General features: G+C 65.7%; 24 protein-coding genes. 12 read left to right on the forward strand and 12 right to left on the reverse strand.

Features of this window, described 5'->3' with window-relative positions:
- Positions 1 to 63: 63 nt before the first annotated feature.
- The 6 genes from lpxK to XH84_RS16840 form a co-directional block, all read right to left on the reverse strand.
- Complete coding sequence (gene lpxK, locus XH84_RS16815) at positions 64 to 1,080, reverse strand: tetraacyldisaccharide 4'-kinase (protein ID WP_128921595.1); 1,017 nt, start codon at positions 1,078 to 1,080, stop codon at positions 64 to 66.
- Complete coding sequence (locus tag XH84_RS16820) at positions 1,073 to 2,419, reverse strand: 3-deoxy-D-manno-octulosonic acid transferase (protein ID WP_128921596.1); 1,347 nt, start codon at positions 2,417 to 2,419, stop codon at positions 1,073 to 1,075. The genes lpxK and XH84_RS16820 overlap by 8 nt, the downstream gene beginning before the upstream one ends.
- Positions 2,382 to 3,095 (reverse strand): lysophospholipid acyltransferase family protein, encoded by a 714-nt coding sequence (locus XH84_RS16825; RefSeq protein WP_128921597.1) that lies wholly within the window; start codon positions 3,093 to 3,095, stop codon positions 2,382 to 2,384. Before XH84_RS16825 ends, XH84_RS16820 begins: the two co-directional genes overlap by 38 nt.
- Complete coding sequence (locus tag XH84_RS16830; RefSeq protein WP_128921598.1) at positions 3,092 to 3,334, reverse strand: DUF4170 domain-containing protein; 243 nt, start codon at positions 3,332 to 3,334, stop codon at positions 3,092 to 3,094. The genes XH84_RS16825 and XH84_RS16830 overlap by 4 nt, the downstream gene beginning before the upstream one ends.
- 62 nt (positions 3,335 to 3,396) lie before the next feature.
- Positions 3,397 to 4,206 carry a 3'(2'),5'-bisphosphate nucleotidase CysQ gene (locus XH84_RS16835; RefSeq protein WP_128921599.1) on the reverse strand — a complete coding sequence of 270 codons (810 nt, stop codon included), beginning with the start codon at positions 4,204 to 4,206 and terminating at the stop codon, positions 3,397 to 3,399.
- Positions 4,193 to 5,581 carry a TldD/PmbA family protein gene (locus tag XH84_RS16840; RefSeq protein ID WP_164936518.1) on the reverse strand — a complete coding sequence of 463 codons (1,389 nt, stop codon included), beginning with the start codon at positions 5,579 to 5,581 and terminating at the stop codon, positions 4,193 to 4,195. Before XH84_RS16840 ends, XH84_RS16835 begins: the two co-directional genes overlap by 14 nt.
- A 264-nt stretch (positions 5,582 to 5,845) precedes the next feature.
- Between XH84_RS16840 and XH84_RS16845 the strand changes: the two genes are divergently transcribed.
- Positions 5,846 to 6,364 carry a DUF6101 family protein gene (locus XH84_RS16845; protein ID WP_128921601.1) on the forward strand — a complete coding sequence of 173 codons (519 nt, stop codon included), beginning with the start codon at positions 5,846 to 5,848 and terminating at the stop codon, positions 6,362 to 6,364.
- Between the two features lie 128 nt (positions 6,365 to 6,492).
- On the opposite strand, the gene ubiA is transcribed toward XH84_RS16845, so the two are convergent.
- Together ubiA and XH84_RS16855 are read right to left on the reverse strand one after the other, a co-directional pair.
- Positions 6,493 to 7,425 carry a 4-hydroxybenzoate octaprenyltransferase gene (gene ubiA / locus XH84_RS16850; protein WP_128921602.1) on the reverse strand — a complete coding sequence of 311 codons (933 nt, stop codon included), beginning with the start codon at positions 7,423 to 7,425 and terminating at the stop codon, positions 6,493 to 6,495.
- Positions 7,422 to 8,084, reverse strand: a complete 663-nt coding sequence (locus XH84_RS16855; RefSeq protein ID WP_128921603.1) for a hypothetical protein — start codon at positions 8,082 to 8,084, stop codon at positions 7,422 to 7,424. Before XH84_RS16855 ends, ubiA begins: the two co-directional genes overlap by 4 nt.
- A 211-nt stretch (positions 8,085 to 8,295) precedes the next feature.
- Here XH84_RS16855 and XH84_RS16860 point away from each other — a divergent pair, with 211 nt between their 5' ends.
- The 6 genes from XH84_RS16860 (at position 8,296) to XH84_RS16885 (ending at position 14,297) form a co-directional block, all read left to right on the forward strand.
- On the forward strand, positions 8,296 to 9,051 hold the full coding sequence (locus XH84_RS16860) for a 16S rRNA (uracil(1498)-N(3))-methyltransferase (RefSeq protein WP_128921604.1): 756 nt from the start codon (positions 8,296 to 8,298) through the stop codon (positions 9,049 to 9,051).
- Positions 9,052 to 9,248: 197 nt separating this feature from the next.
- The gene (locus XH84_RS16865) at positions 9,249 to 10,400 is read left to right on the forward strand and encodes an ATP phosphoribosyltransferase regulatory subunit (RefSeq protein ID WP_128921605.1); all 1,152 of its coding nucleotides are present in this window, start codon (positions 9,249 to 9,251) and stop codon (positions 10,398 to 10,400) included.
- 3 nt (positions 10,401 to 10,403) lie between these two features.
- Positions 10,404 to 11,381, forward strand: coding sequence for an ATP phosphoribosyltransferase (hisG, locus tag XH84_RS16870; RefSeq protein WP_128921606.1), 978 nt, complete (start codon positions 10,404 to 10,406; stop codon positions 11,379 to 11,381).
- A gap of 87 nt (positions 11,382 to 11,468) precedes the next feature.
- Positions 11,469 to 12,515, forward strand: a complete 1,047-nt coding sequence (locus XH84_RS16875; protein ID WP_128921607.1) for a glycosyltransferase family 2 protein — start codon at positions 11,469 to 11,471, stop codon at positions 12,513 to 12,515.
- Positions 12,512 to 13,357, forward strand: a complete 846-nt coding sequence (locus XH84_RS16880) for a ChbG/HpnK family deacetylase (protein WP_128921608.1) — start codon at positions 12,512 to 12,514, stop codon at positions 13,355 to 13,357. Before XH84_RS16875 ends, XH84_RS16880 begins: the two co-directional genes overlap by 4 nt.
- A 124-nt stretch (positions 13,358 to 13,481) precedes the next feature.
- Positions 13,482 to 14,297: a DUF2076 domain-containing protein gene (locus XH84_RS16885; RefSeq protein WP_128921609.1), complete on the forward strand. Its 816-nt coding sequence runs from the start codon at positions 13,482 to 13,484 to the stop codon at positions 14,295 to 14,297.
- Positions 14,298 to 14,946: 649 nt separating this feature from the next.
- Here the strand turns inward: XH84_RS16885 and XH84_RS16890 are convergent.
- Positions 14,947 to 15,774, reverse strand: coding sequence for a L,D-transpeptidase (locus XH84_RS16890; RefSeq protein ID WP_164936519.1), 828 nt, complete (start codon positions 15,772 to 15,774; stop codon positions 14,947 to 14,949).
- 72 nt (positions 15,775 to 15,846) lie between these two features.
- Between XH84_RS16890 and XH84_RS39860 the strand changes: the two genes are divergently transcribed.
- A complete protein-coding gene (locus XH84_RS39860) occupies positions 15,847 to 16,071 on the forward strand; it encodes a hypothetical protein (RefSeq protein ID WP_164937391.1) in 225 nt (74 codons plus the stop codon).
- Between the two features lie 18 nt (positions 16,072 to 16,089).
- The gene (locus XH84_RS16895) at positions 16,090 to 16,869 is read left to right on the forward strand and encodes a protein phosphatase CheZ (protein ID WP_128921611.1); all 780 of its coding nucleotides are present in this window, start codon (positions 16,090 to 16,092) and stop codon (positions 16,867 to 16,869) included.
- Positions 16,870 to 17,035: 166 nt separating this feature from the next.
- On the opposite strand, the gene XH84_RS16900 is transcribed toward XH84_RS16895, so the two are convergent.
- Positions 17,036 to 17,557, reverse strand: a complete 522-nt coding sequence (locus XH84_RS16900) for a hypothetical protein (protein WP_164936521.1) — start codon at positions 17,555 to 17,557, stop codon at positions 17,036 to 17,038.
- A 316-nt stretch (positions 17,558 to 17,873) separates the two neighbouring features.
- Here XH84_RS16900 and XH84_RS16905 point away from each other — a divergent pair, with 316 nt between their 5' ends.
- The 3 genes from XH84_RS16905 to XH84_RS16915 all read left to right on the forward strand — a co-directional run bounded on the left by XH84_RS16905 (position 17,874) and on the right by XH84_RS16915 (position 21,305).
- Positions 17,874 to 18,170 carry a co-chaperone GroES gene (locus tag XH84_RS16905; protein ID WP_028134320.1) on the forward strand — a complete coding sequence of 99 codons (297 nt, stop codon included), beginning with the start codon at positions 17,874 to 17,876 and terminating at the stop codon, positions 18,168 to 18,170.
- Positions 18,171 to 18,318: 148 nt separating this feature from the next.
- Positions 18,319 to 19,950, forward strand: coding sequence for a chaperonin GroEL (gene groL, locus XH84_RS16910; protein ID WP_128921613.1), 1,632 nt, complete (start codon positions 18,319 to 18,321; stop codon positions 19,948 to 19,950).
- Between the two features lie 143 nt (positions 19,951 to 20,093).
- The gene (locus tag XH84_RS16915) at positions 20,094 to 21,305 is read left to right on the forward strand and encodes a hypothetical protein (RefSeq protein WP_128921614.1); all 1,212 of its coding nucleotides are present in this window, start codon (positions 20,094 to 20,096) and stop codon (positions 21,303 to 21,305) included.
- Positions 21,306 to 21,456: 151 nt separating this feature from the next.
- Here XH84_RS16915 and XH84_RS16920 read toward each other — a convergent pair whose 3' ends face one another.
- Together XH84_RS16920 and XH84_RS16925 are read right to left on the reverse strand one after the other, a co-directional pair.
- Positions 21,457 to 21,855, reverse strand: a complete 399-nt coding sequence (locus XH84_RS16920) for an META domain-containing protein (protein ID WP_164936522.1) — start codon at positions 21,853 to 21,855, stop codon at positions 21,457 to 21,459.
- Between the two features lie 139 nt (positions 21,856 to 21,994).
- Positions 21,995 to 23,659 (reverse strand): L-lactate permease, encoded by a 1,665-nt coding sequence (locus tag XH84_RS16925; RefSeq protein ID WP_128921616.1) that lies wholly within the window; start codon positions 23,657 to 23,659, stop codon positions 21,995 to 21,997.
- Positions 23,660 to 23,755 lie beyond the last annotated feature (96 nt).

The following is a 23,755-nucleotide window of genomic DNA, read 5'->3' on the forward strand; positions in this document are numbered from 1 at the left end:
CGTTGCCTTCGCGCAGGAGAGCGAGGCGCAATCTTCGCGGAATAGCCTTGCCTCTCTGCGAGATCATCGCCTGCTGAATCGTCGCTCGCGCGCCTTGTAGAGATGATCGCTGATGAGCCGCCGCAGCGCGTCCGGGTCGTCGAACTCGAGCTGGACGGCAAACGGCACGATGTCGTCAGGCACATCCTCTCTGCCGCGCAGGCGTGCGAGGTCCTTTTCCGTCGTCACCAGCGTGAGCTGCTCGCGCTGGGCCTCCGCCGTAAGGGCCGAGATCTCGTCGCCCGAGAACATGTGATGATCGGCGAAGGCGCGCGTGCGCGCGACCTCGATGCCGCAGGCTCGAAGGGTGCGGAAGAAGCGTTCGGGATCGCCGATGCCGGCAAAGGCGAAGACCTTCTGGCCGAGCAGCCGCGCGAGCGAGGCCGCATCCGGCATCAACCGTGCGCGCAGCTCGGGCTTGTTGCGCTTGGCGAGCTCGGCGGCGACATCGTTGGCGGCGCGGCCGTCGCCGATCAAGACCAGCGCGTCGGTGCGCGCAAGCTGGGCCTGCAGCGGCGCGCGCAAGGGGCCGGCGGGAAACACCTTGCCGTTGCCGAGGCCCCGCTCGCTGTCGATCACGATCAACGAGGCGTCCTTGAGCAGGCGCGGATTCTGAAAACCGTCGTCCATCACGATCACGGTCGCGCCCTGCGACTTCGCCAGCGCGACCCCGTCGAGGCGATCGCGCGCGACCGCGACCGGGACGTCGCGCGCCATCATCAAGGGTTCGTCGCCGACATCGGCAGCGGTGTGGCGTTCGCGGCCGACCATGACTGGGCCTTTCAGACGCCCGCCATAGCCGCGGCTGAGCACCACCGGCGTCTCGCCAAGCTCGCGCAGCAGCTTGGTCAGCGCCAGCACGGTCGGGGTCTTGCCGGCGCCTCCGACATGGTAATTGCCGACGCAGATCACGGGAAGGCCGGCGTCCGCGCCCTGGCGCAGCATGCGCCGTTCGGCAATCGCGCCGTAGAGCGCTCCGAGCGGCCATAACGCATACGACGGAAGAGAGCGTGGCCGGTACCAGAAGGCCGGCTCACGCATTGGCAGCCCCCATCTCGATCCGCAATTGCAGCAGATAGGGCTCGAGCGCCGTCATGGTGCGATCTAGCGCGCCGCCGAGCTGCTCGACCACGCCGGTGCCTGCGCGCTGCATCTTCTCGCGCAGGGCGGGATCGGCCAGCAACTGGCCGAGCTGCTTGACCAGCGATTCCTGCGTGTCGGCCTGCCGCGCCGCGCCGCTCGTATCGAGCGCCGCGAAGACATCGGCGAAGTTGAACACGTGCGGACCATGAACGATGGCGGCCCCTAACTTGATCGCCTCGATCGGATTTTGCCCGCCATGGCGGATCAGCGATCCGCCCATGAACACGATTGGCGAGAGGCGATAGAACAGGCCGAGCTCGCCCATGGTGTCGGCGATATAGATGTCGGTCGTTGCGGTCGGCAGCTCCTCGCGCGAGCGCAACGCCGGCGTCAAGCCCGAGGCCGTGACAAGGCCTGCGATCGAAGAGCCGCGATCGGGATGGCGCGGCACGATCATTGTGAGGAGCTGCGGGAAGAAGCCGACCAGGCTGCGATGCGCCGCAACCAGCATCTCGTCCTCGCCCGGATGGGTCGAGGCCGCGACGATGATCGGCCGCCCGCGCGTCATCGCCATCAACCGCTCGAGCTTGCCGGGATCGGCGGGCGGCGCCGGCACGTCGAGCTTGAGATTCCCTGTCGTGACGACGTCGCGGCCGCCGAGCGCAGAGAAGCGCTCGGCGTCGGTCTTCGACTGCGCCAGACAGATATCGAAGCGCGACAGCAGCGCCGAGATGGTGCCGTGCATGCGCTGCCAGCGCGGAAAGGAGCGTGGCGACATCCGCCCGTTGATCAGCACCATCGGCACCCGGCGTGCCGCGCCGGCGAGGATCAGGTTCGGCCACAAATCGGATTCGATGAACAGCGCCAGCGACGGCTTCCAATGGTCCAGGAAGCGCGCGACGTAACGCGGGGAATCATACGGCACGTATTGATGGATGACGTCGGGCGGAAATCGCTTGGCGACCACCGCGGCCGAGGTGACGGTGCCCGAGGTGAGCAGGATGCGCAGATTGAGATCGCGCAAACGCTCGATCAGCGCCCCCGCGGCCAGGACCTCGCCGACACTGGCACCGTGGATCCAGACCAGGGGACCATGCGGCCGCACGTCCCGCGACAGGCCGCGCCGCTCGCCGACGCGCGCGGGGTCTTCCTTGCCCTGCCTGAGCCGCCGCTTGATCAGCGCAGGCGCAAGCGGCACCAGGCCGGAGGCCAGGCGCCGATACATCCGCAGCGTCATCGGCAGCGCAATGGGCAGCGATTTAGGCATCTTGCGGCCCCGGGCGGCCGAGTTGCGCATAGGCGCGGCGGGTCGCCTCGTTCAACGTCTCTTCCAGCTCCAGCCGCAACGCTTCCATCGTGGCGGCGTCGGCATCCGCGGGAACGTGGATTTCCCTGATGCCGACCAAGGCGCCCCGCCCGAATGGCAGATTGATGGTGGTGCGGTCCCAGTTCTTCAGCCGGATGAAGCGGCTGGTCGCCATCGCGAAAGGCATGATCGGCCGCCCGGATTCCCGTGCCAGCATGATGATGCCGAGCCCGGCCACGCGCGCGCGCTTGGGGACATCGGCGGTCAGCGCGACATTACAACCGTCCTGGAGCGTCCGCACCATTTCCTTGAAGGCGCCGACCCCGCCCTTGCGGTGGAAGGCGCTGCCATGGTCGCCGGAACCGCGGATCAGGCCGATGCCGAGCCGGTCCACCGCGATGGCGTTGAACTCGCCGTCGCGGTGACGGGAGATCAGGACCTTGGCCCGGTAGGATTCCTTGTTCTTGATGAAGGGGGTGAGGAAATGCTGGCCGTGCCAGAACGCGAAGATCGCGGGGATCTGCGGCTCGACGCGTTCATAGACGTCGGGCGGATCGAACGTGAATTTGTTGGTCCGCCAGACCAGACGCAGATATTCGGCCGCCAGAACCCCGACGGCACGCTGAAACCAGCTGCTTCGCAGCGTATTGCGAAGCAGTCTTTTCAACGCGCCGGTTCTTGATTCGGGTCGAGCAGCCGATGGAGATGGACGATGAAATAGCGCATCTGCGCATTGTCGACCGTGCTCTGCGCCTTGGCCCGCCAGGCGGTGTGGGCGGTCGCATAATTCGGATAGAGGCCGACGATCTCGACGTCGTCGAGATTCTTGAAGATGTTCTGCTCAAGATCGACGAGCTCGCCGCCGATCACGAGGTGAAGCAGTTGTTGCGGGGCACTATCTGGCATCAGTTCTGTTCCTAACGGGCTGCCCGGCAAAGCAATGTTCGACAGGCACGACGACGAGCGCTTCAGGCCAAGGGGCGGTTTCGAAAATGCGCGACAATGCCCGCATGACGATCGCGCCCCGCTGCCACCAGCACTCCGTGCGCCACTTCCCGGCGGTTATAGAGGATGGGTTCTCCGGAGAGGTCGCTCATCCTACCATCGGCTTCCTGCACGATCAAATCGGCCGCCGCAAGGTCCCAATCATGGCTGTTGCCCCCCGCAAAAGCCGCATCCAGCGCGCCATGGGCGACCCGGCACAGGCGCAGCGCCAGCGAGCCGATTCGCGGATGCAGCTTGATGTCGCCGAGTGACGGCTTCAGGCGCTCGACCAGGGGTTTGGGGCCGGCGACGCGGGCAAAGTCCAGTTCGGCTCCGGAGGTCGCCCGCACCGGGACGGCGTTGAGCGTCGTGCCTCGGCCGCGCGCGGCGAAGAAGAACTCGCCGCTGGTCGGCGCGAACACCGCGGCCAGCACGGGCGAGGCATCCTCAACCAGCGCGACGCTGACGCACCAATCGTCATGGCCGTTGAGGTAGTTGCGAGTGCCGTCGATGGGATCGACGATCCAGGTCAGCCGCCGCGACAGCCGGGCTGCGTCATCGGCGCTCTCCTCCGAGAGCCAGCCATAATCCGGCGTCGCGCTGCGCAAGCGCGTTTCGAGCAGATCGTTGACGGCGATGTCGGCTTCCGAGACCGGCGAGGAGGCGCCCTTGGTCCACTTCTTCAGCTCGGTGCGGAACATCGACTGCGCCAGCGCGCCCGCTTCTCGCACCGTGTCCTGCAGCAGCGCGGCGTCGCGCGTCAGGATCGTGTCGTTCGCGTCAACGTCCGCCAAGGGTCAAACCCTCGATGCGCACCGTCGGCGCATTGATGCCGTAGCGGAACTCGAGATTGTTCGCGGGCTGCATTGACTTGAAGATCTCGAACAGATGGCCGGCGATCGTCACCTCGCTGACGGGATAGGTGATCTCGCCGTTCTCGATCCAGAAGCCGGAGGCGCCGCGGCTGTAATCGCCGGTAACGCCGTTGACGCCGGAGCCGATCAGATCGGTGACGTAGAAGCCTTGCTTGATGTCGGAGATCAGCTCGGCGGGGCTCGGTGTGCCGGGTTCGAGATGCAGATTGTAGGGCCCCGGCGAGGGCGAGGAGGAGACGCCGCGATGGGCGTGGCCGGTGGTGGCAAGGCCGAGTTCGCGCGCGGTGGCGCAATCGAGCAGCCAAGTCGTCAGCACGCCCTCGTCGATCAGCGCGGTTTTCTTCACCGCGACGCCCTCGGCGTCGAAGGTCTGCGAGCGCAGGCCGCGCTTGCGCAGGGGATCGTCGATGATGCGGATGTTCTTCTCAAACAGCTGCTGGCCTAGCTTGTCCTTCAGGAAGCTGGTCTTGCGCGCGATCGAGGCGCCGTTGATGGCGCCGACGACATGGCCGACCAGCGAGCCGGCAACGCGCGGATCGAACACCACCGGCACCTTGCAGGTCTCGACCTTGCGCGGATTGGAGCGCGCCACGGTGCGCTCGCCGGCGGAGCGGCCGACGACCTCAGGCGACAACAGATCGGCGGCGTGCGGTGCCGAGGTGAAATCGTAGTCGCGCTCCATGCCGGTGCCCTCGCCCGAGATGGCGGTGGCCGAAATCCCCTGGCTGGAGCGGAGATAAGAGCCGTGGAAGCCGGTCGAGGTGACGAGCACCATGCCGCCGATCCCGGCGGAGGCCGAAGCGCCGCCGGATTTGGTCACGCCCTTCACGCCGAGCGCGGCAGCTTCGGCCGCGAGCGCGCGACGCTCGAGCTCGCTGGTGGCGGGCACGTCGGGATCGAGCAGATCGAGATCGGGGAAGTCGCGCGCGAGCAGCGCGGGATCGGCGAGGCCGACATATTTGTCGTCGGGCGCGACGCGCGCCATCGCGACCGCGCGTTCGGCAAGCTTGGTCACGGCATCGCCGCTGACGTCGTTGGTCGAGACCACCGCCTGGCGCTGGCCGACCAGCACGCGCAGGCCGACATCGTCGCCCTCCGAGCGCTCGGATTCCTCGACGCGCCCGTCGCGCACCTCGACGCCTTGCGAGACGCCGCGCACCGCGACCGCGTCGGCTGCGTCCGCGCCCGCGCGCTTGGCCGCCTCGACCAGCCGCTGCGCGAGATCGGAGAGCGCGGACTGATCGAACAGGTCGCGATGGGCTGTGGTCGAGCTTGCGGATGGTGAAGAGTTCACGAACGAAATCCTGTTGGGGCGGGGTGCGGGGCCGGAACCCACAGATGTGCCCTGATCGCGCGGACTTCAAGCATTTTCAGCCCGCCAAAAGCTCAGATTCGCACCATCGGCGCAACGTCTCGTCAATCATGCGCGCCAAGGTCTTGTCAATCATGAGGAGCAGTGACGGTGGGTTAACCAGCCTTTTTAAGCGGTTTCGGAAGGGCGCGCGCTAAGGTCCTCGCATCGACCGGGAACATAATCCCGGCGGGGAGAACGAAAGCCGTGAGGCGTCAAACAGCAACATGCGGGGTCAACCCCGCCGGGTCGAGCCGCTCTCTGCGGCTCGACCCTCTTTCCCTTCCGGTCCGCTTCGATGCGCATGACCCGCGCGCCGACGGATATGTCAGGCAGATCGAGCTTCATCGCGAACGTGTCGTGCTGCGCCGTGCCGTCCGCGGCATGCAGATGGCGATCAACGTCCGCGTCAGCGACTTCATCGGCGTCGCGCTGCGCGGCAACGACGAGGCACAAGCCCTCGTCCTCGTGCATCGCGATCCCTCGCTCTCCGTGCCGCTGCTGGTCGGGGCCGATGGCGACGAGCTCAATGAGGCCTGGGCGATCTGGAGCGAGCTGTTCGCGCTGCCGCAACTCGATGAAGGCGCGTGCAAGCCTGCAGCCCGCCGCCGCCGCGCCAATGCGATACGCGCCCGCCGCCCGAAATTCTTGATGCGCAGGCGCCCGGGTGTGGCGCGCGAGCTGCCGGTTCATCGCGAAGAACGCGAGATCATCGCGCGGAATTGAAGGTGCCGTAGGTGGGTTAGCCCTGCGATAGCGCGGAGCGCAATCGCTCGGCGTAACCCACCTCTTTGCTTTCCACTCGGATAGAAGTTGGTGGATTACGCTTCGCTAATCCACCCTACGCAGTCGCGTCACGCCGACCGCATCACCGCGTCCGCGAGCAATCCCGCGAACAGCAGCAAGCCCGCATGCTTGTTCGACTTGAACAGACGCAGACACAGCTCGGGATCCTCGATCCGCAAACGCACGATCTGCCGCGCCAGATGCGCGGCGAAGGCGGCGAGCCCGAGCCAGGCCGGCCAGCGCGCCTCACCTGAGGCCAGCGCGACGCCGATCAGCATCACCGACAACCCGTAGAACAGGATCAGCGCCTGGTGCGTATGGGCGCCGAACAGGCGTGCGGTGGACTTGATGCCGATCAGCGCGTCGTCCTCGGCGTCCTGATGCGCGTAGATCGTGTCATAGCCGATCACCCAGGAAATCGCGCCGGCATAGAGCACCAGCGCGGTGAGGTCGATGCGGCCGAAGGTGACGGCAAATCCCATCAACGCGCCCCAGGAGAAGGCAAGCCCGAGCACGATCTGCGGCCACCAGGTGATCCGCTTCATGAAGGGATAGATCGCGACGATCAGGAGCGATGCGATGCCGGTCGCGATCGCGAAGCGGTTGAACTGCAGCAGCACCAGAAGGCCGATCAGCGCCTGCACGACCATGAAGGCCAGCGCCTGCTTCGTGCTCACCTGCCCCGACGGCAGCGGCCGCGAGCGGGTGCGCTCGACCTTGTCATCGAGGTCGCGATCGGTGATGTCGTTCCAGGTGCAGCCTGCGCCGCGCATGACGAAGGCGCCGATGAAGAACAGCACGATGGTAAGCGGCAGTCCGCGGACGTCATGCGCCATGCCGCTCGCGAGCGCCGCCGACCACCAGCATGGCATCAAGAGCAGCCAGGAGCCGATCGGACGATCGAAGCGGGACAATCGGAGGTAAGGCCGCGCCCATGGCGGCGCGAGCGTATCGACCCAGTTGCCGGTGGAATCGGCAACGCGGGCGGATGTGTCGCTCATCGGGTGAGGACGTTGCCGTTGAGCGTGTCGAAGGTGCTGCCGCCCTTCTTGCCGGCATTGGCCTCAGGCGCCGAGCCCGACCCCAGCACCTCGCTCAGCGACGGGCCTGCGGGGCGTGCCTGCTGCTGCTGCATCTGCGTCGCGACGTTGCAGACCTTGATCGCCATGGCCTCGGTGTTCTTGTGACCATCCTTCATCTGAGCACCGACCTGCGGCGGGATTCCGCATTTGGCGGCGTTGCCCTCGATGTACTTGATCATCTTGGTCTCGGCCTGGCTGAAATTGCGGATCAGCTTGCAGGCCTCGTCCGGCGGCGCGTGACGGTCGCTCGCGGCCTTGATCAGCTTGCCGCGCTTCTCGGCCTCTTCGCGCAACGGCATGAACGCCTTCATGCAGTCCTCGCCGGGGCCGGCTTGCGTCGGCGGAGCCGCGCCGAAAGCACCGGGGCCACCGATCGGCGCGGCGCCGTTCACGGGAAATGACGATTGCGGAGCCGCACCAACCGAGGCGGTCGGCGCCGAACCGTTCACCGGCGGAAACGCCGAACTGGCGGGAGCCTGATTGGGCAGGGGCGCGGGGAACGCGCTTTGCGCATAAGCCCCCGCGGCACCCATGGTGACCATGGCGGCAGCGATCGGAACCATCAAATGACGGATCATCAAGAAAGTCTCTCCGGCAGGAGCTTACGGGGCCCAGCGTCTTCCCAATAGAAGCGCAACCAGCGTGCTCGCGATTTTACGATTCCCGCCGGCGCTTAACAACCCGCCGAATAGGGCAAGAGCGCGGCGCGCCGACGCAGCGGTCTGGCAATATTTACCCCCAAAATGGCCGCTTTCGGTTAATAACGGCGCCGAATTGGACTTTTGAACGATGCCCTCCCACGATTTTCGCGCCCCCCGCCTGTTCGTTGACGCCCCCCTTGCCCAGGACGCCAGGGTCGCGCTCGACCGCGACCAGAGCAATTATCTCGGCAACGTGCTGCGGCTTGCCGCCGGGGCCGAGGTTTTGGCGTTCAACGGCCGCGACGGCGAGTGGCAGGCCGCCATTGAAGGCCGCAAGCGACCGGACGGCCTTCTCATCCTCCAGCAGACCCGGCCCCAGGACCGGCTAGCCGACCTCGCTTACGTCTTCGCCCCGCTGAAGCATGCCCGGCTCGACTACATGGTCCAGAAGGCCATCGAGATGGGCGCCGCCGCGCTGCATCCGGTCCTGACCCGGTTCACCCAGGCCTCGCGGGTCAACACCGAGCGGATGCGGGCCAATGTCGTCGAGGCCGCCGAGCAATGCGGCATTTTGAGCATCGCCAATGTCGCCGAGCCGGTCGCCTTGGAGCGCTTCCTCAGCCAGCGCCCGACCGACCGCCTGCTGATCTTCTGCGATGAGGCCGCGGACGTCGAAAACCCGGTCCAGAGCCTGCAAGCCGCGCGCGCGGCCGGCCAGGGTATCGACGTCCTGATCGGCCCCGAAGGCGGCTTTGCCGAGGAAGAGCGGGCCCTGCTGCTGCGGCAGCCCAAGATCCTCCGGCTGGCCTTGGGCCCCCGGATCATGCGGGCCGACACGGCCGCCGTGGCGGCGCTGGCGCTGGTGCAGGCGGTGCTGGGCGATTGGGGAGGCAAGAACGCCTAGCGTTCGCTGAGCGATCGTATTTGCGAACGCAGGAGGCCGTCATGGCCGGGACAAGCCCGGCCATGACGATGAGTTGGGCGACCGTTAAGCGATTGATCCTTTGGAGGTCGAAACCGCTTTCGGGCCATGCTAAGGGCTGCGCAACTCCTGCCTTCCCCTTGCCCTGCCCGGTTCCACCGGGACGATGGACCTCTGTCATGACCGCGACTGCCACCTCAAATGCTGCCGGCTCCGCCGCCTGGGCGGATACGCTGCTGTTGTCGTTCGCGCAGGCCGGCTATGTCAGGGCCGAGCCGGCGATCCTGCAACCGGCCGAGCCGTTCCTCGACCTCTCCGGCGAGGACATCCGCAAGAGCCTCTATCTGACCACGGACCTCACGGGCGAGGAGCTCTGCCTGCGCCCGGACCTGACCATTCCGGTCGCCCGCGACTACCTCGCCTCCAGCCGCGCCGGCCAGCCAGCCGGGTTCAGCTATCTTGGCCCGGTGTTTCGTTACCGCAGCGGCCAGGCCAGCGAATTCCTGCAGGCCGGCATCGAATCGTTCGGCCGCCAGGACCGCGCCGCGGCTGACGCCGAGATGCTGGCGCTGGCGCTGGAGGCGACGGCCGCCTTCGGCGTCCGCGACGTCGAGATCCGCACCGGCGACGTGGCGCTGTTCAACGCGCTGCTCGATGCGCTCGATCTCTATCCGGTCTGGCGCCGCCGCCTGGTCAAGGATTTCAACCGCAAGATCAGCCTGGAGCAGGATCTGGAGCGGCTGGCGGCGGCAACCACCGCGACGCGCAGCGAATATCAGGGCGTGCTCGCAGCCCTTGCCGGCTCCGACCGCAAGGCGGCGCTCGCCTTCGTCACCGACCTGATGTCGATCGCCGGCACCACCAATGTCGGCGGCCGCACCACGGCCGAGATCGCCGACCGCTTCCTCGAGCAATCGACGCTGAAGGGCGGCGCGCTGCCGCGCGAGGCGATCACCGTGCTCAAGCGCTTCCTGTCGATAGCAGGCAATCCCGACGATGCCATCGCCGCGCTGCGCGCGCTCACCATTGATGCCAAGCTCGACCTTGCTGCGGCCATCGACCAGTTCGAAAGCCGGGTCGGCTTCATGGCCGCGCGCGGCATCGACGTGAAGCAGACGCGCTTTTCGACCGCGTTCGGACGCGGCCTCGACTATTACACCGGCTTCGAATTCGAGCTGCATCACCGGGGCAACGGCGCCGAGCCGCTGGTCGCCGGCGGCCGCTATGACGGGCTGATGACCCAGCTCGGATCGGCTGAACCTATTCCCGCAGTCGGCTTCTCGGTCTGGGTGGATGCGCTGAACCGGATCGGCCGCAAGGTGGGAGCTTAAGTCATGAGCGCGCCGTTCGTTCTGGCCGTTCCTTCCAAGGGCCGCCTGCAGGAAAACACCGAGGCCTTCTTCGCCCGTGCCGGCCTCAAGCTGTCGAAGGCCGGCGGCGCCCGCGACTATCGCGGCACCATCGCAGGGCTCGACAATGTCGAGGTCGCCTATCTCTCGGCGAGCGAGATCGCATCGCAATTGTCCCGCGGCTTCGCGCATCTCGGCGTCACCGGGGAAGACCTGGTGCGCGAGAACATTGCCGATGCCGACAACCGCGTGTCGCTGATCGACGGGCTCGGCTTCGGCTTTGCCGACGTCGTCGTCGCGGTGCCGCAGGCCTGGATCGACGTCCGCACCATGGCCGACCTCGACGACGTCACCACCGGCTTCCGCGAGCAGCACCACATGCGGATGCGGGTCGCGACCAAGTTCGTCAATCTCACCCGGGCGTTCTTCCAGACCCACGGCATCACCGATTACCGCATCGTCGAAAGCGCAGGCGCGACCGAAGGCGCACCTGCGGCCGGCAGCGCCGAGCTGATCGTCGACATCACCACGACAGGCGCGACGCTCGCCGCCAACGGCTTGCGGGTGCTCGACGACGGCGTGATCCTGCGCAGCCAGGCCAATCTGGTCGCTTCGAAAGAGGCCGATTGGTCGCCGCAGGCGCGGGAGACCGCACGCATCATCCTCGATCACATCGCGGCAAGGGCGCGGGCCAACAAATACCGCGAGGTCCGCACCCGCTTCCGGCAATGCGATGCCGCCCTGCTCGGCGAAGCCCATAGCCGGTTCGGCGTCGAGGCCCCGTTCGGCGGACCGACCTCGTCAGGCATGCTGACGTTGCACTGCCCACCGGGGCAGCTCTATGCGCTGGCGAGCTTCCTGCGCGAGCATGGCGCCGAGAACGTCTCGGTGGTCTCGCTCGACTACGTGTTCGACCGGAAGAACCCGCTGTTCGCGAAGCTCGAGGCGTTCCTGCGGCGGTGAGTCTCAGGTCCGTTCAGCGTAGCGACAGCAAACCGCAGCTACCATATGCTGTTGAGATGACTTTGAACGCCTCTGGAACCTTGATCGATGACGCTGGGCTCTGACGTATCAGGCATGACGACCAATGCGGCCAGCGCCGCCGCGAAGGGACTGTCGATAGTCGTCCCCGTCTACAACGAGGCGGCGGGCCTCGCCGCCCTGCATCAGCGCATTTGCGATCTCGCAAGAACCTTGCGGGAGCGCTATCGGCTGTCTTGCGAGATCGTTTATGTCGACGACGGCAGCAAAGATGCGACGCTGGCGATCGCACGTAGCCTGCCGGCCGACGCGATCGACGTCCAGGTGGTGTCGCTGTCGCGCAATTTCGGCAAGGAGGCGGCGCTGATGGCCGGCCTCGACCATGCCCGGCTCGGCGCCGTCATGTTCATGGACGGTGACGGCCAGCATCCGCCGGCCCTGATCGAACAGCTGGTGCGGCACTGGATCGAAGACGGTTATGACGTCGTCTACACCGCCAAGGCGCATCGCGACAACGAGACCTTCCTGCGCCGCGTCGCCGTGCACGGCTTCTATGCGCTGATCAATTGGGGCGCACGCCAGAAGATTCCCGAGGACGCCGGCGACTTCCGCCTGCTCTCCCCGCGCGCTGTCGCCGCGCTCAGGCAATTGCCCGAGCGCAACCGCTTCTTCAAAGGCCTCGCCAGCTGGATCGGATTCCGCCAGATCCGTGTCGATTACGAGCCCTCGGCGCGCGCCCATGGCGTCACCACCTTCAACGCCGCAAGCCTGCTTGGCCTGTCGATCGAGGGCCTGACCTCGTTTTCGGTGGCGCCCTTGCGCTTCGCCAGTCTGCTCGGCGTCATTCTCGCCGGAGGCGCCTTCCTGTTCGGCCTTTCGATCCTCTGGGAGGTGTTCACGACCGGCAAGCAGGTACCCGGCTATCCTTCGCTCGTGATCGGCCTGATGACGATCGGCGGCGTGCAGCTCATCATGATCGGCATCGTCGGCGAATATATCGGCAAGATCCTCTCCGAGCTGAAGGCGCGCCCGATCTACTTCGTCGCCGAGCACAGTGAAAAGCACTTCGAGACTGACAAGGCTGACGACGCCGCGAAGAGGACGGCGGCTGAATGAGCGCGGCCGCGGACCTGCGGCGGATCTGGCTCTGCGCCGACGATTACGGCATCAGCCCGGGCGTCAACCGCGCCATCCGCGACCTGATCGAGCGTGGCCGCCTCAACGCCACCTCGGTGATGATGGTGGGTCCGGCAATCGAACGCAGTGAGATCGAGGCGCTCCAGGCGTCCGCGACGGCGAGCCCGCGCTGCGCGATCGGATTGCACGTGACGCTGTCGGCGCCGTTCCGCCCCCTGACCATGCACTTCCGCCCGCTGGACGGCGACATGTTCATGCCGTTTCCCAAGCTGCTGCGCGCCGGAATGCTGCGTCGGCTCGACCGCGAATTCTTCCGCAACGAGGTGAAGGCGCAGCTCGCCGCCTTCGCGGAGGCGTTCGGCCGCGCGCCCGACTTCGTCGACGGCCATCAGCATGTGCAACTCTATCCGCAGGTGCGCGACGGCTTCGTCGATGCGGTCGTTGATGCCGCGCCGAACGCCTGGGTGCGCCAGGGCGGTCGCGACCTGCCGCTGGCGCAGCGGCTGGCTTCCCCCAAGGCCATGGTGCTCGACATTCTTAGCGCGCAATTCCGCCGCCGCGCCGGCCGCGCCGGCCTCAGCTTCAATCCCGGCTTTGCCGGCGCCTATGACTTCACGCGGGCGGCCGATTTTGGCGAGCTGATGCGGCAATTCCTGGAAGGCTTGCCGGATGGCGGCCTCGTGATGTGCCATCCCGGCTTCGTCGACGATGTCCTCGCCGGCCTCGACCCCATGACGGATGTCCGCGAACGCGAGCACGCCTATCTCTCGGGCGAAGCCTTCGCGCACCTGCTCGCGGACAGCCGCGTCACCCTGGGATGAGCCGCGAAAAACAAGCCGCGAGGCAGGTTGTCGCATACCGAAATTTAATCCGGCCGGCACTGTTGGGGCCACAATGGAACCCTACATCTCCTGCGCGCTTGGTTTTGCGCTCAGGAGACAGATCATGACGCCGCAGGAACGCCAGCTCGTCGACGACCTTTTTGACCGGCTTTCGAAACTGGAAAATGCACCGCGTGATACCGACGCGATCGCCGCCATCTCCGACGGGCTGCGCAAGGCGCCCGGCGCGGTCTATGCGCTGGTCCAGACGACGCTGGTGCAGGACGAGGCGCTGAAGCGCGCGAATGCCCGCATCCAGGAGCTGGAAGCGGCCCGTGCGCCCGAGCCCGCACAGTCCGGCGGCTTCCTCGACACCATGCGCGACACGCTGTTCGGCGGCGGCCCGTCGCGCGGCTCGGTTCCGAACGTGCCGCCGCGTGAGCAGCGGCCCGTCTGGAACAGCGGCGGAGCGATGCAGCAGGGCCAGCCGGGTTACGGCGCGCCGCCCTACGGACAGGCTTACGGTCAAGGCCAGGGCTATGGCGCTCCGCCGGTCGGCGGTGGCGGCGGCTCGTTTCTTGGCACGGCCGCGGCGGCCGCGGCCGGCGTCGTCGGCGGTTCGCTGCTGCTGTCCAGCATCCGCGGCATGATGAGCGGATCGCACCAGCAGGCCTTCGGCGACGCCAATGCCCTCGGCGACCGCAGCGCTGGTGGAAGCCCTTGGGGCGGCAGCGACCAGTCCGGCGGCTCGCTTGCGCGCGATGCCGGCCTTGACGACATCGGCGCGAACCGCGATTCCCGCCAGGGCTTCTCCGACCAGGCGTCGAACGATCGGGACAACAACGATCAGAACTACGACGACGATCACGACGACAACGTCGACATGGCCGACGACAGCGACTTCGGCGGCGGCGACGATGGCGGCAGCGATTACGCCTAGGCAATTCGAGCGACAGACGTGGAACGGCCGCCTCCGGGCGGCCGATTTCTTTCGAGGCAGAGCTCAAGCGTCCGCTCGGCCATCACCTGCAAGGAGGCCATTCGATATAATATGACTAGTGCATGCGGCGCTTGTCGGAGAGCACCGAGCAGAACGTCACGAGACGCGCCTGACTTCACCATACACAACAAAATCACCCTCCGACACGTGCAGCACGTAGACTCCCGGATTTCCAAATTTGGACATGGGTGTTCAACTGGAAGAACACGTTGCTTGCCACACGTCGTGGCTGCCTCTCTTGGCTAAAGTCGGGGGTTTCGAGAATGAGTCCACTTCAGCAGCGCATTGCAAGCCTGAGCGACGTCACAACACATCTCATCACCGAATTGTACGAGTTGGAGGGACTGCACGAGCGCATCAGGAAGGCGGAGCTGTCGGTGCGGCGCTTGAACCGCTCGGCTCGCGCACCGCATCCGGCCTCGTCAACTCGTCGTCGCCGCTCGGCCGTCACTCGTCTCGGGTTGCGGCACCGTCAGCAATCATAGACCCTTCAGGCAGGCGTTCGGCGGCGGCAGCGCCCGCCTGGATGCCGCGCATTTCGGGTCGGCGCGGCAATCGGATTTAATCGCTGCATCGAGCGCATGACGCTTCACATCACCACGACCTTGGTGCCGACATTGACGCGGCCATAGAGATCGATGACGTCCTCGTTGCGCATGCGGATGCACCCCGAGGAAACATTGGTGCCGATGGTCCAGGGCTCGTTGGAGCCGTGGATGCGATAGAGCGTCGAGCCCAGATACATCGCGCGGGCGCCGAGCGGGTTTTCGGGACCGCCTTCCATGTGCCGGGGCAGATCGGGGCGACGTGCGATCATTTCCGCCGGCGGCGTCCAGTCCGGCCATTCGCGCTTGGCCGTGATCGACTTCACGCCGGACCAGGTGAAGCCGGGGCGCCCGACGCCGATGCCGTAGCGCATCGCCCGGCCGTTGCCCTCGACGAGATAGAGGAACTTGTTCGGCGTATCGACCACGATCGTGCCGGGACTTTCCTTGCCGCTATAGTCAACGAGTTGTTTCTCGAATTTCGGGTCGAACGCGCGCTGCCGCGGATCGACCGCCTCCTGCTGGAGCGCGCCCTGCTGATATCCGCCTTGTTGATATCCACCTTGCATCTGCGGCTCGCCCATCGGCGGCAAGCGGCGCTGATCGTAATAAGCCGGCTGCTGCTGATACACCGGCTGCTCGGGCGCGTAAGCCGGGCCGCGGCCGGGACCGTCGCCGAACAGGAACTCGATGAAGCCGCCGCCCATGTTCGAATTGGAGGCGACGCGCACCGGGGCCGGCGGCGCCTGCGGCGCATAGAGCACCGCGGGCGGATCGTTCGGCACGGTGTTGTCGAAGGCGCTGGCGTCGTTCGCGCCGACGATGAAGGTGCAAGCGCTGCCAAGCAGCGCAACGGACATTTTCTTGAACATCGACGTACTCTGTACTGTTTCGTCTAGATCACACGCGCCGTGGAGAGCTGATGGCTGGTCCGCGCCCCCGACGTGGTCAATAAAGAGCAAAAGCCGTTTTGTTTGGTAAACAGAAACGGCATTCGGATTCACCACATCGTCAAGCGCGCGGCAATTTGGCGATCAGCCTTTATTTTCGATGAACGCGGCGCGGCCATGGTTAATCGCTTCTTTGCGCGCCGTCGCGCGCAGCCGCACAACAGTTCCTGCCGTGAACTTCGTGTTAAATCGCTTCTGCCTAAAAAGGCGCGTGAGTGAGGTGGGGGGAGTATCCTGATGGCTGTTCACCGCAAACGTTTTCGCGTCGAGGACATCGTCGGTGGCGAGATGCCGATTCTTGACGTAACCGAAGAGGCAGGCCCGATGCATAGCGAGATTATGGCTGAGCTACGCGCGATCCGCGCGCAGATGGCGAAGGGCACTACCCCGCTGTCCGGTAGCGCGGCCATGGCGGCGATCGACGCCTCCACCGCCCACGAGCTCTCCGAGGCGCGTACCATGCTCGATACCTATCGTGCGCAGATCGAGCAGTGCGAGAAGCTGAAAGTCGAGCTCGACCTGATCCATGACGCCATCGACCGCACCAAGCGCGAGATCGCGACGCTGCACGGCAAGAGCTTTGACGGCGGCGAAATGGCCAAGGTCAATGGCGAGCTCGGCGCGGTGGTCGGCGGCACCGAGCAGGCGACGCAGCAGATCCTCGAAGCCGCGGAATCGATCGACCAGGCCGCCAGCGCGATGTCCAAGGTGGACTCGATCGACCAGCAGAAGCGGCTCGCCGACGACATCCAGGAACGTGTCATCTCGATCTTCGAGGCCTGCAACTTCCAGGACCTGACCGGCCAGCGCATCAGCAAGGTCATGACCACGATGAAGTTCATCGAGCAGCATATCAATGCGATGATGGACATCTGGGGCGGCGTCGACGCGATCAAGTCCCACGTGCCGGCGCCGGTCGACAATCGCAGCGAGGACGAAAAGCTTCTCAACGGTCCGAAGCTCAACGGCGACGTCGGCCACGCCTCGCAGGACGACATCGACGCGTTGTTCGACTGAGCGAGCGCGGACTACGGAATAGCAAAACGCCGGCCCTTGGGCCGGCGTTTTTGTTTGCCGTCATTGCGAGGAGCAAAGCGACGAAGCAATCCAGACCGTCTCCGCGGAGACAATCTGGATTGCTTCGCTTCGCTCGCAATGACGAGAGGTTAGACCGAAGGTCGCCTCACGCCCGCGGCGCGCAGCGGACGTAGACCATGTTGCCGTAGCGGGTGGCGGCGTCCTTGTCGATGAAGCGGGTGATCAGGACGCGGCCGTCGAAGGAGACGATTTCGCGGTCCTGCTCGCCGGGGGTCGGCCCCGCCGGGCCGATGTAGTTCTTGCCGCTCGGCGAGCCCTTCAGCCGCAGCTCCTGGGGCGTCGCCTGGTCAGCCAGATGCATGATCACGCCGCCGGAGGAGCCGGCGGTGATCACGTAAGGGTTCTTGCACTGGGCCCGGGCGGCAGCCTCGGTGCGGGCGCGGTCGGCCGGGTTCTGGAACGAGGCCAGACCCCAGCGGCCCACGATCTCGTCGGCGCGAATGGTCGCAGGCATTTCCGGGGCAGTGCCCGGCTCGGCTTCGGGCGGCGGCGAGGACGACGAGAAGGACGGCAGGCTCATGCCGCCGCCGCAGGCGCCCAGCAGCAGCGCCAGACAAGAGGCGGCCGCCAGATTGGCAACCGTGCGCGCGTGAGCTGAACTGATCATGGCATTCCCCCGAACAAGACCATGGCCGCACCCCTCCCGCAGCCAACCGCAAAAAAGCTGCCGGAGCAATGACGTCCTTTGATACGTCGGCGCCCCCAACAAGTTTCCAATGCCACCATCCTATATCCGCCTCACCAATCGCTTAACCACCTTTGCTTGACAGGATCGCGGCCAAGCCATATTTCCGGACCCACTATTAGCACTCGGAAAGCCCGATTGCTAAGCGCGCCGTTCGATCCTCGGGAGAGGGGGTGGACGGAAGCGCCGCCGCACCCACTTCCACTACTTCCGAAGCGAGCCTCCAAAGGGAAACGTCATGGCTAAATCCAAATTTCGTCCGCTGCATGACCGTGTCGTGGTCAAACGTATCGACGCCGAGGAAAAGACCAAGGGCGGCATCATCATTCCGGACACCGCCAAGGAAAAGCCGTCCCAGGGCGAGGTGGTCGCCGTCGGCCCCGGCGGCCGCGACGAGACCGGCAAGCTGACCCCGATCGACCTCAAGGTCGGCGACCGCGTGCTGTTCGGCAAGTGGTCGGGCACCGAGGTCAAGATCGACAACGAAGAGCTCCTGATCATGAAGGAGTCGGACATCATGGGCGTTCTGGCCTAAGGCCACCCGCCTGAACGGCCGCTGAATTGTCATGCCCGGATCCGAGCGATCCGGGCATCCATCATTCCGCCGGGTTCGATCTTCGGATCCCGGACGTGATGCGACGAGCCAGCGGCAGACACATCACGAAACACGAGGGATTGCAGAAATGGCTGCCAAGGACGTCAAGTTTTCCGGAGACGCGCGCGATCGCATGCTGCGCGGCGTCGACATTCTCGCCAACGCCGTCAAGGTGACGCTCGGCCCGAAGGGCCGCAACGTCGTCATCGAGAAATCGTTCGGCGCGCCCCGCATCACCAAGGACGGCGTCACCGTCGCCAAGGAGATCGAGCTCGAGGACAAGTTCGAGAACATGGGCGCCCAGATGGTGCGTGAGGTCGCCTCCAAGACCAACGACCTCGCCGGCGACGGCACCACCACCGCGACCGTGCTGGCCCAGGCCATCGTGCGCGAGGGCGCCAAGGCGGTTGCCGCCGGCATGAACCCGATGGACCTCAAGCGCGGCATCGACAGCGCGGTGGCAGCCGTCGTCAAGGACATCGAGAAGCGCGCCAAGCCCGTCGCCGCGTCCTCCGAGGTCGCCCAGGTCGGCACCATCTCGGCCAATGGCGATGCCGCCATCGGCAAGATGATCGCCCAGGCGATGCAGAAGGTCGGCAACGAGGGTGTCATCACCGTCGAAGAGAACAAGTCGCTCGACACCGAAGTCGACATCGTCGAGGGCATGAAGTTCGACCGCGGCTATCTCAGCCCCTACTTCGTCACCAACCCCGAGAAGATGACCGCCGAGCTCGAGGACGCCTACATCCTCCTGCACGAGAAGAAGCTCTCGGGCCTGCAGGCCATGCTGCCGGTGCTGGAAGCGGTGGTGCAGTCGGGCAAGCCGCTCGTCATCATCGCCGAGGACGTCGAGGGGGAGGCGCTGGCCACCCTGGTCGTCAACCGTCTGCGCGGCGGCCTCAAGGTTGCAGCCGTCAAGGCACCTGGCTTCGGCGACCGCCGCAAGGCCATGCTCGAGGATCTTGCGATCCTGACCGGCGGCCAGCTCATCTCCGAAGACCTCGGCATGAAGCTCGAGAACGTCACGGTCAAGATGCTGGGCCGCGCCGGCAAGGTCGTGATCGACAAGGAGAACACCACGATCGTCAAGGGTGCCGGCAAGAAGCCGGAGATCGAGGCCCGCGTCGGCCAGATCAAGGCCCAGATCGAGGAAACCACCTCGGACTACGACCGTGAGAAGCTCCAGGAGCGCCTCGCCAAGCTCGCCGGCGGCGTCGCGGTGATCCGCGTCGGCGGCGCGACCGAGATCGAGGTCAAGGAGAAGAAGGACCGCGTCGAGGACGCGCTCAACGCCACCCGCGCCGCGGTGCAGGAAGGCATCGTCCCCGGCGGCGGCGTCGCGCTGCTGCGCGCCAAGAAGGCGGTGGGGCGCCTCACCAACGCCAATGCCGACGTCCAGGCCGGCATCAATATCGTGCTGAAGGCGCTCGAAGCCCCGATTCGCCAGATCTCGGAGAATGCGGGCGTGGAAGGCTCGATCGTGGTCGGCAAGATCCTGGAGAACAAGTCCGAGACCTTCGGCTTCGACGCCCAGAACGAGGACTATGTCGACATGGTCGAGAAGGGCATCATCGACCCCGCCAAGGTGGTGCGCACCGCGCTGCAGGACGCCTCCTCCGTGGCCGGCCTGCTGGTCACCACCGAAGCCATGGTCGCCGAGATGCCGAAGAAGGAAGCCCCGCCCGCCATGCCCGCCGGCGGCGGCATGGGCGGCTTCTGAAGCCCATCCTCACCTGACACGATTGCGAAGGCCGCCTCGGGGCGGCCTTCTTTTTTGGGAACGGTGGGCACCGCTTTCCGATTCAATCCACCGCCAAAACCCACTACGGTGGCGCCGATTCTGATTGCTTGAGGATGTCGTCGATGCGCGCGCTTCTGGTTTGTTCGACAGCCCTGTTGGCGGTTCTGCTCGCCGCTTCGCCACATTTCGCCTCCGCCCAGATGAAGCTGTCGCCCAAGGCCGCGGCGCCCGGTGGCGTGGAGACGCGCTATTTCACCTCGATCGACGGACTGATGGACGGCAATGCCGACGTGATCCTGAAGGAGACGCGCCAGGGCAAGGCGGTCACGGCGGCCGTGCTCGACGTCTGTTACCCCATTGCGAAGAATTCCGATCGCAAGGACCGCTTCGTCGTCAACCTCCAGGTCGCGGGCCAGACGCTGACCGGCACCACGCAGAGCTTCAGTGAGAAGGCGCCCGTCAGCGTCAAGCTGCTGCGCAAGCAGAGCGGCGACACCTTCGAGTTTCGCGGCCAGATCAGCATCGGCCAGGCGGTGACCGAGGTCACCTCGCCCGACAATTCCGATCTCAGCGAGAAGGAATTTTTGGACAACCAGACCTCCGACGACGGCATCACGCCGCAGCCGAAGGATTTCACCGACGTCTCGCCGGAGGCGATCGCAGTCAAGGTCAAGCTCGACGCCGCAACCGACTTCCTCAAGAGCCTGAAGGGCCAGGACGTTGAAGTGACGCTGGCGAGCCTCAATGTCGGCTGCGATGCGCTACGCGCAGGCGAGCAGACCATCAACATGTCGGTCGATCCCGAGCGCGCAGGCGCGCTGCTGGCGAAATTCAAGGCGATGCCCGGCGTCACCGCCGCGGGGTGGACTGCGGGCATCACCGAGATGGACCGCACCATTCGCTTTGCCGCGGCCGACTGGCGCGAGGGCGACAAGATCAACCGCAACAAGCTGGCGACCAGTGTCGCGAACGTCTTGAGCCGAACGCTGGCGGCAAAGCCGGTCTCGCAAAGCTTCAACCCCGCGACGGGCAAGCTCAAGCTGGTCTTCAAGCGGCCGAACCAGGATTTTCCGGCGCTCGAGCTGACCGACACGATCGAGGTCACCGGGCTGGTCTCGCCGGACAAGCCCGGCACCACCGACAAGCTCATGCTCTGGATCGGCAGCCCCGCGACGACGACTGCCGACGAGAGCAGCGGCGCCAAGCTCAATCTCTCCGACGACGCCTCGGTCGACGAGGAAGGCGAGCAGCCGGACGACAACGGTTCGATCGAGGCGCTCGCCAAGGAGCTCAAGGGCCAGCGCTGGGACGCCGACAAGTCGGTGTGGAAGTAGCCTCCCGTGCCCCGGACGCAGCGCAAAGCGCTGCGAGCCGGGGCCCAGAGGCCACGAGCGAAGTCGCGGATGAGAAAACTGGTCCCGGCTCTGCGGCGCATCGCTTGCGCGACGCGCCTTGTCCGGGACACGAGAGTAACGTTTGAGAGCCCTAATTCCCCGTCGTCCTGAAACGCAGCGGCTTCGGGCCGATCAGCGTCAGCACATCGCCCTGACGCTTCCAGGTCTCGACACTGGAGAGCGCCGCGACGAGCTCGTCGTCGGCCTGGGCTCTAGCCGGCGGGCAGGAGCGATCCTCGATCTGCCCGGGCACGAAGATCACGGTGTTGCCGGCGACCGAGAACTGGCCCTTGCCGCCCTTGCACCACAGCTCCAGCACGACCTCGCCGTGGTCGCCGATCTCGATGTTCGGAATCCGCTTGGAGCCTGCTTGCGGCAACGCTTCCAGCGTCATCTCGGTGCCGAACGGAAAACCGTCCTCGGCACGCGCGACCATGGACATCGCGAGCATTGCAACCGCCGCACACACCAAATGCTTGAACGAAACCATGAGACCTCTCGTCCGACCTGATTTGCCGCACCTTCTATAAGACGGCGGCGCCATTGAGAAGGTTCGCGGAGCGTAGATGCAAAAATCCCCGCGAGGGCGAACCTCGCGGGGATCTGCGTTGAAGCCGGACGTGGCCCCGCTACTTCAGGACCAGCGCCGTGAACGGATAGACATAGGCCTGCAACGTCACGAGCACACCGACGAGGCAGGCCAGCACGATCGAGTGCCAGAACACGAAGCGCAGGATGGAGCCTTCGTGGCCGACCCAGTTGGTCGCGGTGGAGGCGACGACGATGGACTGCGCGTCGATCATCTTGCCCATCACACCGCCGGACGAGTTCGCCGCGCCCATCAGGATCGGCGACAGGCCGAGCTGCTGGGAGGTGATCTTCTGGAGGTTGCCGAACAGGATGTTCGAGGATGTATCCGATCCGGTCAGAGCCACGCCCAACCAGCCGAGCAGCGTGCCGAAGAAGGGATAGAGCACCCCGGTTGCGGCGAAGGCAAGACCGAGCGTCGCGTCGACGCCGGACAGCCGCGTCAGCGTGCCGATCGCCAGCATCGCCGAGATCGTGATCAGCGAGATTGCGCAGAGCCGGATGGTGCGGCCATATTCGGCCGCGAGTTTGCCGGGACCGACGCCCATCAGCAGGCCGGAGATGATCGCCGCAATCAGCATGCCAGTGCCGGTGAACGACAGATAGGTGAAGCTGAACACGGCGGCTTCCTTTGTCGGCCCTGGCGCGACCGGCGGCATCTTGTTGATCATCTGGTGCAGTTCCGGAACCGGATAGTTCCAGGTGAAGATGCCGTTCGCCCAGGTCTTGAAGGCGCCGTTGCCCCAGATCAGCATGACGATGCAGACGATGATCCACGGCAGCAGCGCGCTAAACAGCTCGCTCTGCGTCAACGGCGTCCTGTCCAGCGGTTTTGCGGCCGCCATGGTGGCTGCCGATTCGTCGCGGCCGCGCAGCGCCGGCGACAGCCAGAGCTCCCTCGGCTGCCAGACCTTCAGGAACAGGATCAGCGCGCCCATCGAGATCAGCGATGCGCCAATGTCGACGATCCAGGGATTGATGTAGTTCGAGATCACGAATTGCGGGATCGCGAACGACACGCCGGTGACGAGGATCGCCGGCCAGACGTCCTTCATTCCTCGCCAGCCGGCGAATGCCCACACCACCCAGAACGGCACGATCAGCGAGAAGAACGGCAATTGCCGGCCGACCATTGCACCGAGAATGTAGGGATCGAGCCCGGTGACCGAGGCAAGGCCCTGGATCGGCGTGCCCAGCGCGCCATAGGCGACGGGTGCGGTGTTGGCGATCAGCGAGAGCCCCGAGGCGGCCAGCGGCGAGAAGCCGAGCCCGATCAGCACGGCGCCGGTGATCGCGACCGGCGTGCCGAAGCCCGAGGCGCCTTCGAAGAAGGCACCGAACGAGAAGGCGACCAGCAACAATTGCAGTCGCCGATCCTCGGTAACGCTACCGATTGCACGCTTGAGTAGCTCGAATTTCCCGCATCCGACCGTCACCTGGTAGAGGAAGATGACGTTGAGAACGATCCAGCCGATCGGGAAGAAGCCGGTCACGACACCGAGGATCGAGGCGCGGATCGACATGTTCGCGGGCATGGTGAAAACGAAGATCGTGATCAGGTTGGTCACGATCATGGCGATGACGGCTGCGATGTGAGCCTGAACGCGCCCGCTCGCGATCAGGACCAGCAGCGTGACGACCGGCACCGCCGCCGCAATCGTCGACAGCACCGGGCTGTGTAGCGGATCATAGATTTGATTCCACATGGTCTTCCTCCCCCACGCATGTTTGCGGCAGGCGGCCCGCGTGGACAGCCGAACCTGCTTGACGCTGGAAGCGATAACCCCCGAGTCGGACGCGAA

The sequence above is a fragment of the Bradyrhizobium nanningense genome (assembly GCF_004114535.1).
Classification (GTDB): domain Bacteria; phylum Pseudomonadota; class Alphaproteobacteria; order Rhizobiales; family Xanthobacteraceae; genus Bradyrhizobium; species Bradyrhizobium nanningense.